7 protein-coding genes and 1 pseudogene are annotated in these 12,972 nt (G+C 71.0%); 3 read left to right on the top strand and 5 right to left on the bottom strand.

The window, feature by feature from the left end:
- Positions 1 to 6: 6 nt before the first annotated feature.
- The 4 genes from C6Y14_RS13935 to tgmA all read right to left on the bottom strand — a co-directional run bounded on the left by C6Y14_RS13935 (position 7) and on the right by tgmA (position 4,770).
- Complete coding sequence (locus C6Y14_RS13935) at positions 7 to 1,338, bottom strand: ABC transporter substrate-binding protein (RefSeq protein ID WP_107016912.1); 1,332 nt, start codon at positions 1,336 to 1,338, stop codon at positions 7 to 9.
- Between the two features lie 373 nt (positions 1,339 to 1,711).
- The gene (locus tag C6Y14_RS13930; protein ID WP_107016980.1) at positions 1,712 to 2,833 is read right to left on the bottom strand and encodes an ROK family protein; all 1,122 of its coding nucleotides are present in this window, start codon (positions 2,831 to 2,833) and stop codon (positions 1,712 to 1,714) included.
- A 739-nt stretch (positions 2,834 to 3,572) separates the two neighbouring features.
- Positions 3,573 to 4,562, bottom strand: a complete 990-nt coding sequence (gene tgmB / locus C6Y14_RS13925) for an ATP-grasp ribosomal peptide maturase (protein ID WP_107016911.1) — start codon at positions 4,560 to 4,562, stop codon at positions 3,573 to 3,575.
- Between the two features lie 16 nt (positions 4,563 to 4,578).
- The gene (gene tgmA, locus C6Y14_RS13920) at positions 4,579 to 4,770 is read right to left on the bottom strand and encodes a putative ATP-grasp-modified RiPP (protein ID WP_107016910.1); all 192 of its coding nucleotides are present in this window, start codon (positions 4,768 to 4,770) and stop codon (positions 4,579 to 4,581) included.
- 458 nt (positions 4,771 to 5,228) lie between these two features.
- Here tgmA and C6Y14_RS44980 point away from each other — a divergent pair.
- Both C6Y14_RS44980 and C6Y14_RS13910 read left to right on the top strand, forming a co-directional pair.
- A pseudogene (locus tag C6Y14_RS44980) lies at positions 5,229 to 5,537 on the top strand (serine hydrolase); the annotation flags it as partial.
- A 104-nt stretch (positions 5,538 to 5,641) separates the two neighbouring features.
- Entirely contained in the window at positions 5,642 to 6,883 is a 1,242-nt protein-coding gene (locus C6Y14_RS13910) for a hypothetical protein (protein WP_107016908.1), read from the top strand.
- A gap of 266 nt (positions 6,884 to 7,149) precedes the next feature.
- Here C6Y14_RS13910 and C6Y14_RS13905 read toward each other — a convergent pair whose 3' ends face one another.
- Complete coding sequence (locus C6Y14_RS13905) at positions 7,150 to 9,261, bottom strand: tetratricopeptide repeat protein (RefSeq protein WP_199854724.1); 2,112 nt, start codon at positions 9,259 to 9,261, stop codon at positions 7,150 to 7,152.
- Positions 9,262 to 9,563: 302 nt separating this feature from the next.
- Between C6Y14_RS13905 and C6Y14_RS13900 the strand changes: the two genes are divergently transcribed.
- Positions 9,564 to 12,752: an AfsR/SARP family transcriptional regulator gene (locus C6Y14_RS13900; RefSeq protein ID WP_107016907.1), complete on the top strand. Its 3,189-nt coding sequence runs from the start codon at positions 9,564 to 9,566 to the stop codon at positions 12,750 to 12,752.
- Positions 12,753 to 12,972: the final 220 nt, after the last annotated feature.

Raw genomic sequence — 12,972 nt, 5'->3', positions numbered from 1 at the left:
GCAGCGCTACCCTTCGAGAATCCCCGCGGACTGATCGAAGAACGCCCCGAGCTGCGCCTTGACCGACTTCTTCCCGAACGCCACCGCCAGGTTCGACTGGAACAACAGATCCCAGATCTGATCGGCCCCCTGCGGCGGAGGCGCGGGCGCCGCAAGCGCATCACTCGCCTTACCGACCCGCTGCGCGATGTAGTCCGCGTTGGCCATGTTCAGCTTGTCCGTCTCGGTCAGCCCGGAAGCGATCAGCCCCCGCGCCTTCTCCGTCGGCGGAATCCCCCGCAGCAGCTGCATGTCCTTGATCGCGGTGGCGTCCTGCGCGAAGTACGACATGACCTTCACCGAGTCGGCGACCTTCTTGCTGGCCTTCGTCGCACTCAGCAGCACACCGCCGTTGACGAAGTTGCCCTCGCGGGCCCCCGAGAAGTCCCCCTGCGGGGTGGGCAGGAAGTCGAGCTGCGCGTCGGTGATGGAGCCGCCCGCGCCGTAGACACCGGAGTCGAAGGTGAACAGCGCCTTGCCGATGACGACCGCGTTCTTGGTGAGGTCGTTGTGCGCGGCGGAGGTGATCGCCGGCGGCGGCGAGGCGTTGGCCTTGCGCATCCCGGCCCAGTACTCCCACCACTCCTGCAGGGTGTCCGCGGTGAAGCCGAGCTTCTTGCCGTCCTCGGTGAAGAAGGTCTCGCCGTTCTCCCGCGCGAAGACCTCGAAGCACTGGAGGGTCGAGCCGCCGCCGTCGTCGACGCCGTAGATCTTCCCGCCGCTCTTCTTGTACACGTCCTGGGAGATCTTCTTCAGGTCGGCCCAGGTCCATTCGCGGTCGGGCAGCTCAAGGCCGAGCTTCTCAAGGCCGGTGCGGTTGACGGTGAGCTGGTTGACGCCGATACCGGACGGCACGCCGTACAGCTTGCCGTCGACGGTGCCCGCGGCCAGGAGCGTCTTGGAGAAGCCGGTGAGGTCCAGGCTCTTGCCGACGTACGAGTCGATCGGCGCGAGGACACCCTTGCGGGCGTACTGCGCGACCAGCGCGGTGTCCATCTGCAGCAGGTCGGGGGCGCTGCCGCCGGCGATGTTGGTGTTGAACTTGTCGAAGTACCCGTCGTAGCCGGAGTAGGTCGGCCGGATCTTGATCTTCGGGTTCTTCTTCTGGAAGGCGGCCAGCACCTTCTTGTAGGCCGCGTGCCGGTCGTCGCTGCCCCACCAAATCATGGTCAGGTCGCTGCTGGTGCTGCCGGCGCCGGTACCCCCGCTGCAGGCGCTCAGCGAGGTGCCGAGCGCGCCGGCGACTGCGATGCCGCTCGCGGAGCGGAACAGGGTTCTGCGCGAGATCTGGTGACCCACCGGGTCCTCCTGAAGGTGCGTTACGGATCCCCCGGCCGTCGAGCGGCTCGGGTCTTTGTCCCTGGGGTGAGGCCTTCCGGCGTGCGGCCTCGCCCGGCCGCATCGCTCTGACGAGTAGGAGTCCCCGGCCCGGGATCCGTCGTCACATCCGCGTGGTCCGCCGGGAGAGCGGGCGGGGCGGCGCCCGGTCGGGGCGCCTCCCGGCCGAAGGCTCGGGGAGGGAATGTGACGGCAGGCCTTGAGGCCGCAGCCGCACGAGCGCGCCCTCGCACGGCTGCCGTACGTCGCGTACGGCGGGACACTCACCCAGGGCCGGGTCCCGCCGGCCATGGAAAGCGCTTGTCCGGACATTGGCAGACCCGCGGCTGAACCGTCAATGCTTGACTCGCACCCCACCGGTCACGGTTTCGATTCCATGGGCCACGGCGAGGAGGCTCGCACCCGCCACGGTGCCGCTGTCCCCGACCATGCTGCTGACCACCTCGGTGGGCCAGCTGAGCCGCGCCAGTTCGTCCCGTACACCGGGCAGGAGCTGCGGAAACGCGCCGATCGCGCCACCCAGCACGATCAGCCCCGGGTCCAGCACCGCGACCACGGCGGCGGCCAGCCGGCCGATGTCGGCGGCGTGGTGGCCGACCACGGCACGGGCGGTGGAGTGGCCCTCCTCGGCGAGGGCGAAGAGCCGCTCGGGGGTACGGGGGCAGGGGCCGTCGGTGCCCCGCCAGGCCTGCTCGGCCCGGCGCAGGAGCGAACGCGAACCCATCCGCTCCTCCAGGGCCTCCCGGCGCGGTTCGCGGCCGTCGTCCCACGGGTAGGGCAGCCGGGCCAGCTCGCCCGCGGCGCCGTTCGCGCCACGCAGCACCCGGCCGCCGATGACGATGCCGAGGCCGATCCCCACCCCGATCCGCAGATAGCCGAACGAGTCACGGTCGCGGGCCGCGCCCTGGTGCAGTTCGGCGAGCGCGGCGCAGTTGACGTTGTTCTCCAGGTGGACGGGGACCTCCGGCGGCAGCGCGACCGCCATGGCGTCGAAGGCGGGGCCCGCCTTCTCGGTCGCGGGGCGCATCCCGGTGCCGTCCCGGTCCCGCGCGGTGACGTCCCCGACGGCGACGACGACGGCGCGCAGCGGGGCTCCGGCGGGCAGGGCGCCGAGGGCCGCCCGGACCGTGTCGGCGGAGTCCGCCCGGGGACCGGTGCCCCGGGCGAGCAGCGTGCCGTCCAGGGCGCAGCCGCGTACCTGCGTGTGGGTGGGGCCGAGATCGACGGCGAGCACGGCGCCTGCGGCCGGGCCGAGGCCGTAGACGGCGGCGGAACGGCCGGTTCCGCCGGAGGCGGTACCGGAGCAGGCGGCCAGCTCGGCGCCCTCCAGCTCGGCCACGGCGGTGGAGACGGTCGGTTTGGACAGACCCGCGCCGGCCGCCAGCTGGGGGCGGGTGGCGGTGCCCGACGCGGCCAGTACGGCGAACACCGCGCGGGCGCTCTCGCTCAGGTTCATGCTCTCCCTCAGGTCATGCCGCGGCGATCCGCCGCTCGGGTCCGTCCGGCCCTCGTCGCAACCGTTGTACGGCATGGCTCACGCAACCCTTGACGCACCCTACTTCGTTAGTTAACTTCCTAACGAACTCGTGCGGTACTCGCCTACCGCACTCCCCCGAAGCCCGTCCCGGGGCTTCCCTAAGCCGTATTGACCACGTCTGAGCCCTTGTCCGCAGGCACGGTTCGCCCGCCGTCCGCTTCGCCTGCCGTCCGCTTCGCCTGCGCGCACCGCGTACCGCGGTGTCGCGCTCCGCCGAAAGAGACTCCATGCCGGACCTCACGCCCGTCGCCGTCGGTATCGACGCGGGCGGCAGGGCGCCGGCGCGGCTCGTCGTGCTGCTCGCGGGACGCGGAGTCCCCGTGGACGACGTGGTGGTGACGGGCAGACGGGCGGGCGGGGCCATCCTGGGCCGGCCGGTGCTGTACGAGGCGGACGCCGGCGCGGTCGCCGAGGCGTTGCCGTCGGCACGGCCGAGACCGGCCCCTCGAAGGGGCGCGGGGAACTGCGCGACCAGCCCTCACCGGCCGATGGCCGAGCACACCCCCGTCAGCCCCCGAAGGGGCGCGGGGAACTGCGCGGGTCACCCCCACCGGCCCCCAGCCGAACACGCCTCCCCAAGCACCCCGAAGGGGCGCGGGGAACGGCGCGGCCAGCCCTCGTCGGGCCCGCAGGCGGGGACGTGGCCCCCGGAGTCGGCTCAGTGGCCCTCCATCGCCCACGCCCGGGCGCCGTTCGGGCGCGGCCCGGGTGGCGGCGGCGCCGCAAGCCAGTCCGCCACCGCCGCGGCGATCGGCTGACCCGATTCGATCTGCACGAACCCGAACTGCCCCGACTGGTTGCACTCCAGGAACCACCACATCCCCTCGGCGTCCTCGGCGAAGTCGAACGCTCCGAAGGCCAGCCCGGCCTCCCGGAGGTACGTGCGGACGCCCGCCGCGACGGACGACGGCGTGTCCACCGGCTGCCACAGCGCCGACGAGGTCGCGAACCGGACGTCCACCTCGTCGGGGTCGGCGTCCGGCGCGACCGTCTTGCGCGCGGCGAACATCCGCTCGCCGACACAGGTCAGCCTGATGTCCGCCCGCTTGACCACCCGTCGTTGCAGCAGGGTGGGACCGAACGCGACGGCCGCGAAGTCGGTGTCGGGTGCGACCCGGCTGGTGGGCACCGCCCGGGGCGGCTCCTGCGGGTGCGCGCCCGACACGGGTTTGACCACGAGATCCGGGAAGCGGTCCGCGAAGTCCCGGGCCGCCTGCGGGAACGTGGTGATCAAGGTGGCGGGTACGGGCAGCCCGCAGCGCTGCGCCAAGGACAGCTGCCAGGGCTTGTGACGGGCCCGGCGGGCCGCGTCGGGGTGGTTCATCCAGCGTGCGTCGGTGGAGCGCAGCATGCCGTAGAGCGCCTGCGCGGATTCCTCGGTGAGCCAGTCGGAGGCTTCGGCGGCGTGGGAGGCGGCCGCACCGGGCCTGCGGATCCAGACGGACCGCAGACCGCCCATGCTGACCAGCCTGCCGCCGACGGACAGATGCCCGCGAAAGGTGCCGCGCACGTACTCTCCGGACAGGGCCACCGGGCCGGGAAGGTCCGCGGGATCGAGGCGGACGACCGGGACGGCGCCCCTGTCGAGCTCCGCCACCACCATGTCCGCGGTCACATCCTGTTCGCACGTCAGGATCAGAACCGTCATCGTCGGGGGTCCGGAATCAGTCGTCGAAGTGGGTCTTTGAGCCCGCTGTGGAAGTCGTGGAGCCCAACTCCCGCAACACGGCGTAGTCATGCGCGGCCAGCCGCCCGTCGGGAAACACATTCAATTGCAGTCTGGAGTCATAGGCATACGGAGCGCTGACCTCCAACTGCTGGGCCGGACGGGCGTAGTTGAGCGCGAACGGTCGCATCGGTTCTCCTTGCTCGGTGCGGATCCGGCCAAGCGGATCGTGACGCTCCGGCGTCACGTTACCTGGCGGATCCACAGGGCTTCCACGGAGATATACGAATCGAACTGGAGAATGGTTGCCTCACGCTGCGTAGTCATCGGACGGGTACGGTCCGTGACGTGAGCCGGCCGTGCCGATCGTCCGTGCACAGGGCAGCCATGCACCTCTGGAGACGCAGGTCCGAGCGTTACGGATCCGAGGTGGAGCCGCAGTTCAGCGCACTGACGCACACGTTCACCCGCCGCGCACCCCGCGCGCCGGTGTGGCGTCCCGGGACCGGTGGTACGTGGGCACACCGGTCCACGAGCCCTCGTACGGGTCCGGCCGCGGCCGAGAATTTCATTCGGAGGACACCCCCCACACAGCTACTCTCGTAGCGCTTCCCGATCTCCACGCCTCTTCGCCGCCCGCTCGCCGACATCCCTTTTCCGCCGCTTTCAGACCGTCAACCGGAGGCAGACACGGCCAAGTTGCGGCAAGAAGTGGATCCGGCGGAGGTCGGTCTGGACCCGGCGGCCCTGGACCGTCTCGACCGGTTCTTCGCCCGTCGCGTCGACGACGGTCTCCTTCCCGGGTACCTCGTTTCCGTGAGTCGTCACGGAGGTGTCGCGCATCTCACGTCGTACTGTCTGCGCGACCGGGAGGCCGGCCTCCCCGTGACCGCGGACACGGTGGGGCGGCTCTACTCGATGACCAAGCCGGTGGCGTCCGTCGCCGCGCTGATGGTGACGGCCTCGCGTGCAAGGTTTCTGCAAGCGTCCGGCAAGGACACCGTCCGGCCGGGCGGGCATGACCTCCCCGACGAAATCGGCTGTACGACACGGGGGATGTCATGTCGGCATTCAGTACGTCCACGGGGGCCGGAAGGCCCCCGGTCCGTCAGTGGCTGACACTGACCGGACGCAAGACCGTCCTGGTGGTCGCGCACACCGTGACCTACGGAAAGCGGCTCCTCGACGTGGTCTCGTTGCTGGAGTCGGACCTGCGGGTCCAGGTGGTGTTCACGGTCCCGCCGCACGAACTGGGTGACGGGGCCGCCAGGTTCCTGCGGCAGTCGGGAAGCGTGGTCCTGCCGTGGGAGGAGGCGGTACGCATCGACTTCGACCTTGCGCTCGCGGCCGGGCCGCGTGCCATGGAGGAGGTGCGTGCCCAGGTGGTGCTCCTGCCGCACGGGGCGAACTTCCTCAAGCGTCTCGTCGGGGCCACGGACTCCCGTACGGCGGACTCCCAAGTGCTCGGCCTCAGACGGGAGGACGTGCTGCTCGGCGGAAGACCCCCGGCCGCGGTGGTCCTCGCGCACGAGAACGACCTCGGTGAACTGGCCCGGACCTGCCCGGAGGCGCTCGGGGCCGCCCGAGTGGTGGGCGATCCCGTACGCGACCGCATCGTGGCCGCGCTCCCCGGACGGGACGTCTACCGCAGGGCCCTGGGACTCGACGACGAACGGGAACTCGTCGCCGTGACCTCGACCTGGGGACCCGGCTCGGCCTTCGCCCGTTTCGAGTCGCTGCTTCCGCGGCTGATGGACCAGATGCGCAACAGCACACGTCGGCTCGCGGTGCTCGTCCATCCCAATGTGTGGTCGGGGCACGGCTCCCGGCAGGTTCGGGCCTGGCTGGCCTCCTGGACGGAACGCGGCATGGGCGTCGTACCACCGGACACGGACTGGCGGTCGGTGCTGTGCGCGGCGGACCTGATCATCGGCGACCACGGCTCGGTGACGCTGTACGGGACGCTGACCCGGGCACCCATTCTCCTCGCGGCGACCCCGGACGAGGAGATCAATCCTGCCTCGCCCGCCGCGGAACTGGCGATGCTGGCCCCGGCGCTCTCGCCGTTCCACCCGCTGTCCGAACAGTTCGCGTACGCCGTCGCCGAGTACCGCAGACCGGCTTACGAGGCCCTCGCCGCCCGGATCACCTCCGAGCCGGGGCGGTTCGACCGGAACATGCGGGCGCTGCTCTACCGGCTGCTCGGCCTGGGGCAGCCGGCGCACGATCCGGTGATCCCGCTCCTCCCCGTACCGGACCGGCGCCAGATCTGGTCCGGCACCGGGGTGGAGGTACCGGCGTGAGGAGCGTGCGGGCCGGCCACTTGTGGTCGGCAGGCTGTCTGGCCGTCGATGTCGACCGGGCCGGGAGCCCCAAGGATCTCGCGGACGTGCTCCAGGGCCACCGGCCGAGGCTGGATGTCGCCGACGCGTCTGTCGAGGCGGAGGAGTTGCTGGCCGCGTATCCGGGGTGTGCTCTGGTCCTGCTTCCGCTCGTCGGCGGTGGCTGGGTGGCGGTCGGGCGGCGGGGCCGCCGCCGTTCGCCGAACCGGCCCGGCCTGTCCCGGTGTTCACCCGGGCGGCAGACCCGCGAGACGTTCTCCGAGCCGGCGGGCGTCCTCGACAGCGATCGACGCGCACAGGTCGAGGGAACGCCGGTAGTGGTCCCGGGCGACATCGGTGCGGCCGTTGTCCTGTGCGCTCTGTCCGAGCATCTCCAGGGTGCGGGCCTGCCAGTGGACCGACCCGGAGCGCTCGAACGTCTCTAGCGCGTCCAGCAGTTGGGCCGTACCGGACTCGTACTCCCCGGCACGGGCGCGTGCGCGGCCCAGGAAGGCCAGCGCACGCGCGGTGTCGTGCGGATCCGGTACCGCCGCGAGGGTGGTGCGGGCGTGCTCGAAGTGCCGTACGGCGAGCGGTGGTTCGCCTGCGGCGAGCGCGATCTCGCCGAGCACGATCCGGGCGAGGCCGGTCCCGCGCGCGTAGCCCGTCTCCTCCCACAGGGCGATGGCCCGGTCGAGATGCGGGATCGCCTCCGAGAGCCGCCCCGCCTCGTAGTGGGCGGCGCCGATGCCGAGGAGGGCCTGGCCCTCGTCCCTGCGGTCGCCGGCCAGCCGCGCGGCCGCGCGTGACGCGCCGTACCACTCGATCGCCTCGTCGATGCGCCGGGCGGCGCTCAGGCCGATGGCACCGGAGTTGAGCATCTGGCGTTCGGCCGCGGCATGGCCGGCGAGCCGGGCGGCGGCGAGCCCCCGCTCGTGCGCCTCGATCCACAGGTCGTAGTAACGCAGTTTGAGGAACAGCGGCCACATGGCGTCGGCACATTGCCAGACCAGGGTGTGCCAGCCGTACGCCCCCGCCGTGCGCAGCACGGTCATGAGGTTCACCCGATGCCGGTCGAGCCAGCGCAGCGCGCCGCTCTCGTCCGTGAACGGCGGCTCCAGGTACGGCTGATGGACGTGGTCCCGGTCCAGGGTGAACTGGGCTGGAGTGATCAGCTTCTCGGCCTCCGTGGCCGTGGCGAGATACCAGTCGGCCACCCGGCGCACCGCGTCGAGCGCCTCGTCCTCGGTGCCGCGCTGCCGGGCGTGCAGCCGGACCAGGTCGTGGAACGTGTAGGTGTCCTCTCCTGGTTCCTGCAGCAGATTGGCCTCGATGAGGACGTCGAGGAGTTCGTCCGCCTCCTGGAACGTGTGTCCGCCGGCCGCGGCGGCGACGGCTCCGTCCAGTTCCGGCAGGGGCAGGTGACCCAGCCGACGGTAGAGCCGGGCCGCCGGCGCCGGCAGACCCTCGTACGAGTCGTCGAGCGCTCCGCGCACCGCTGTCTCTCCGTCCACCCTGAGCACGGCCAGTCGGTCGGCGGGCCGTGCCAGCGCGTCGGCCAGGGCGCGCAGGGGCTGCCGGGGGCGTGCGGCCAGCCGGGCCGAGGCGACACAGACGGCCAGGGGCAGTCCGGCGCACAGGGCCACCACGCGGCGGGCGGCGGCCGGATCGTCGTCCACCCGGTCCCTGCCGATGGCCCGGGTCAGCAGTGCCTCCGCGGCATGCGGCGGCAGTACGTCGAGCGAGTGGAAGACCGCCCCGTCCATACGCAGCCCGGTCAGCCGCCGGCGGCTGGTGACCACGACGAGGCAGTGCTGCGAACCCGGCAGCAGGGGGCGCGCCTGCGCGGCGGTGCAGACGTTGTCGAGCATGACGACCAGACGCAGGCCGGAGGTGAGCGAGCGCCACAGCGCGGTCTGTTCGGCGAGGTCGGCGGGTACCGGACCGGGATACAGGGCGCGCAGGAACCGGCCGAGGATTTCGCTCGGCCGCGCCGCGTCCTCAAGGGTGTGGCCTCGCAGGTCCGCGTAGAAGTGGCCATCGGGAAAGTCGGCGTCGTCGCGGGCGCGGAGCCATCTGGTGACCAGCGAGGTCTTGCCCACCCCGGCGGCACCCGTCACCACGACCAGGCCGGCACTGTTCGCGGACAGCTCGCGCAGGGACGCCAGGTCGCTCTCACGGTCGGTGAAGTGCGGTGGCACAGGGAGCAGTTGACGGGGGACAGGGACACCGGGAGGCGGCTGGTACACGTGGACACCGCCGTGCACCTCACCTGCCTGGACGGTGATCCCCGTCAGTCGCGCCGAGCCGCCGATGCGGTTGCTGACGCTCTTGCGGCTGCTGTCGCCGTGACCGGTCATGCGGGCCCCCGTGGTCGAATCCGAGCGCGCGCACGGCACGAGCATGTGCCGTAGGCGGGGATCGAAGGATGCCCTACCCGCCCCGGACACCCGATAAGGCCCGGCAAGGATCTGACAGGGACCTGATAAGGACAAGGATTCGGCCGAGAGTTCGATACGCCTGGTGTGCCCGATGCCCCGGTGTCATCCTGTGCAGTCCCATAGTGCAACCCCAAAGTTCAGTCACACAGCCCAGTCCCACAGCTCAGCCCCACAGCTCAGCCCCATAGTTCAATACCGGGTGCCGGCGAGAGGAAACGCTGGTGGAGATCCATGTGCTCGGGCCCGTCGGCCTCGTCCTCCAGGAGCGCCGGATCGGTCTCGGCTCCGACAAGGCTCGGCTCGCCCTGGCCGCTTTGGCACTGGAGGTCGGTCGTCCCGTCCCGCTGGACACGCTGGTCGACCGTCTGTGGGACGACCCGCCGTCCCGGGCCCGGGAGAACGTGCACACGTACATCTCCAGGATCCGGCGGACGATCCGCACGGCGGCGTCCGCCGCGCCGGAACTGCCGGCCCCTTCGATCGACCACCGCACCCACACGTACACCCTGGTCGCGGACCCGGACACGGTCGACTGGCACCGGTACCGGCGCCTCGCCGAACGGGCCGGGGTGGTCTCGGCCGAAGGCGACGACGTACGGGCCGCGGAGCTGATGCGGGAGGCCGAACGCCTGTGGGAGGAGCCGCTCGCGGGGCTGTCCGGGCTGTGGCCCCAACGTGTCCGCACGAGTCTGGCCGAGCGTCGGCGAGGGGTCGTCGCCACGCGGATCGCCGTGGAACTGCGGCTGGGCCGGTTCACGGAGATGGCGGGCGAGCTGTCGTCCCTCGTGGAGCAGTACCCGTCGGACGAGACGCTGGCGGGCCAGTTGATGACCGCGCACTACGGCAGCGGACGGCACGCTGAGGCACTTCTCCTCTACCAGCGGGTCCGCAGGAGTCTGAGCGCCGACTTCGGCACCGATCCGGGTGAGGAACTCGTCCGGATCCACCAGCACATCCTCGTCAGGGCGCCGGTACGGGAACTCACAGGACAGACCGCCCCCGAACCGGCCGTCCGCGCGGCGGAACCGCGGGCCGGCTTCCGCCGGGTGACGGGACATCTCCCCCGGCAGACCGCGCTCATCGGCCGCCACGAGGAGATGAGGCGGATACGCGCGGCCATGGACACAGCTTCGGAACACGGCTCGGTCGTCACACTGGAGTCCATCTCCGGCATGGCGGGGGTCGGAAAGTCCGCGCTGGCCATAGGCGTGGCCGACAGGCTGGGCGACCGCTTCCCGGACCACCTGTATCTCAACCTCAGGGCCCACGCCGCGGGGCAGGAACCGCTCGAACCGGCGGACGCGCTCGCCACCCTGTTACGCATGCTCGACGTGCCCCCGCAGTCCATTCCCACAGATGTCGACGAACGGGCCGCCCTCTGGCGCAAGGCACTGGGCCACCGGCGGGCTCTGATCATTCTCGACGACGCGGCGGGGCCCGAGCAGGTCCGGCCTCTGCTGCCGGGCGCGGCCGAGTGCTTCACCCTCGTCACGAGCCGTCGCCGGCTGGTCGGGCTGCCGGGCGGGCGGGCGCTGGCCCTGGACGTACTGCCGCCGGATGACGCGGTCGAACTGTTCCGCGAGTTCGCGGGGCTCCGAGCCACCGACGACGGGGACGATACCGGGGACATCGCCGAGATCGTGAGGCTCTGCGGATATCTGCCGCTCGCGATAGAGATCGCCGCCAACCGGCTGAGCGCACACCCTTCCTGGAACCTCGCCGTGCTGGGCGAACGGCTCTCGCGCTCCGACGGGCGCCTCGCCGAGATCCGCGACGGATATTCCGAGATAACTCGCGCGTTCGAGGTCTCGTACCAGACGCTCACGGCCGAGGAACAGTCGACCTTCCGGCTGCTCAGCCTGCAAGTGGGCCCGGAGTTCGGCCTGTCCGCGGCGGCCGCGCTGCTGGGGCGTACGGTCACCGGCACGGAACGGCTCCTTGAGTCGCTGCTCCAGTGCCACCTGTTGCTGGAACCAGCTCCGCACCGCTTCCAGTTCCACGACCTCCTGGGCGAGTACGCGCACCTGCTGTGTGCCGGCCAGGACCCGGAGGAACAACGCGAAGCCGCCCGGCAGCGGCTGGCCGGCCACTACCTCCGTACCGCCGACCACTGCGACCGCCTGCTGTATCCACGGCGCATCCGGCTGGAGGCGGAGGAATTCACCGCCGGGACGTCCGACTCAACTCCCCCGGACCCCACGGCGCGCGTACGGGGCCACGCCCCGGCGGACGCCTCGGAGGCCCTTGCCTGGTTCGTGGCCGAGCGGGTCAACCTCCTGGGCGTCGAGGAGTACCTCAGAACGCACGGCCCCCGGTCGCAGGCCGCCCTCCTCAGCCATGTCCTGGCGGGCTTCCTGGACAGCGAGTGCTACTGGACGGACTCCGTCCGGCTGCACGGCGCGGCGGCCGAGTTCTGGAGCGGAAACGTGGACGGAAGCAGAAGCGACGGCTCGGGCAGAGGGCGGCACGAGGCAGGGCTGTGCCGGGCTCTGCTCGACCTCGCGACCGCCTACATGGCGACCGGTCTGTACGCGCAGGCCGAGCAGGCGGCGACGGACGCCCTGCGGCTCGCCAGGGCCGTGCACGACACCGACGCCGAGGCGGAGGCCTTGCGCGAACTGGGCATCCTGCACTGGCACATGAGCCAGTACGAGCGGGCGCTGGACTTCCACAAGGAGTCCCTGGCACTCTGTGCGCGGACCGGCGACCAGTGGCGGCTCGCGCGCTGCCGGAACAACATCGCGATATGCCTGCTCTACGTCGGTGAGCACGACGCCTCCATGACGTACGTCCAGGACGCGATGAGCGGGTTCCGCGCGGCGGACGACGCACGGATGCTGGCCAAGACCATGAACAACCTCGGCACCCTGTATCTCCACATGGGCGACCCGGAACTGGCACGCCGGACGCTGGAACAGGCGCTCCGGATCGCGGAGCGCGCGGGCAACCGGTCGGACAGGGCGACCCTGCGCATCAACCTCGCCGAGATCCTCGCGTCGTCGGGCGATCCCCGCACCGCGCTCACCATGTACCGCACCGCGTTACCGATCTTCCGTGAACTCGCGGACCGGAAGAACGAGGCGATCACGCTCACGCGTCTCGGCCATGTCTACCAGGACGTGTCGCAGACGGAACACGCCGTCACCCACCTCCACCAGGCTCTCGCGCTCTCCCGGAGCATCGGCGCGACGCTGGAGGAGATCCAGGCCGAACGCCTCCTCGGCAGGTGCGAGTTCGCGCTCGGCCACGTGGATGCCGCCGTGCGCCACCTTGAGTCGGCGCGGGACTCGGCGCGACGGATCCACGCGCCCGAGGAGGAGGGTCTGGCGGAGGCGGCCCTGGCGGAGATCCGCGAGAGCAACACCGATGATTGCGAAAGTAACGCATCAATCGGACACCCTGACCCTTGATCCACGATCTACGCGCATTGCAGTGAGCCCTGATTATGCCTACCGCAAGTAAGGTGGTAGGCATAGATCAACAGCCGCACCTAGCACTCAAGAGGCACTGTGATGCGCACACCCCTCACGACGGTCAAGAAGCTGCTCCTCGGCACCACAGTTGCTATTGCAACTGTTACTGGAGTGCTTCTCGTGATCGCAGGCAACGACTCCTGCATACCCACGAAGG

This window comes from Streptomyces dioscori, assembly GCF_003024195.1.
GTDB lineage: Bacteria > Actinomycetota > Actinomycetes > Streptomycetales > Streptomycetaceae > Streptomyces > Streptomyces dioscori.
This window is presented reverse-complemented; position numbering and strand designations above follow the sequence as displayed.

Excerpts from the sequence above, each read along its gene's own strand:
- C6Y14_RS13930 (WP_107016980.1), bottom strand. The coding sequence starts at position 2,833 with ATGAACCTGAGCGAGAGCGCCCGCGCGGTGTTCGCCGTACTGGCCGCG.
- tgmB (WP_107016911.1), bottom strand. The coding sequence starts at position 4,562 with ATGACGGTTCTGATCCTGACGTGCGAACAGGATGTGACCGCGGACATG.
- tgmA (WP_107016910.1), bottom strand. The coding sequence starts at position 4,770 with ATGCGACCGTTCGCGCTCAACTACGCCCGTCCGGCCCAGCAGTTGGAG.
- C6Y14_RS13910 (WP_107016908.1), top strand. The coding sequence starts at position 5,642 with ATGTCGGCATTCAGTACGTCCACGGGGGCCGGAAGGCCCCCGGTCCGT.
- C6Y14_RS13905 (WP_199854724.1), bottom strand. The coding sequence starts at position 9,261 with ATGACCGGTCACGGCGACAGCAGCCGCAAGAGCGTCAGCAACCGCATC.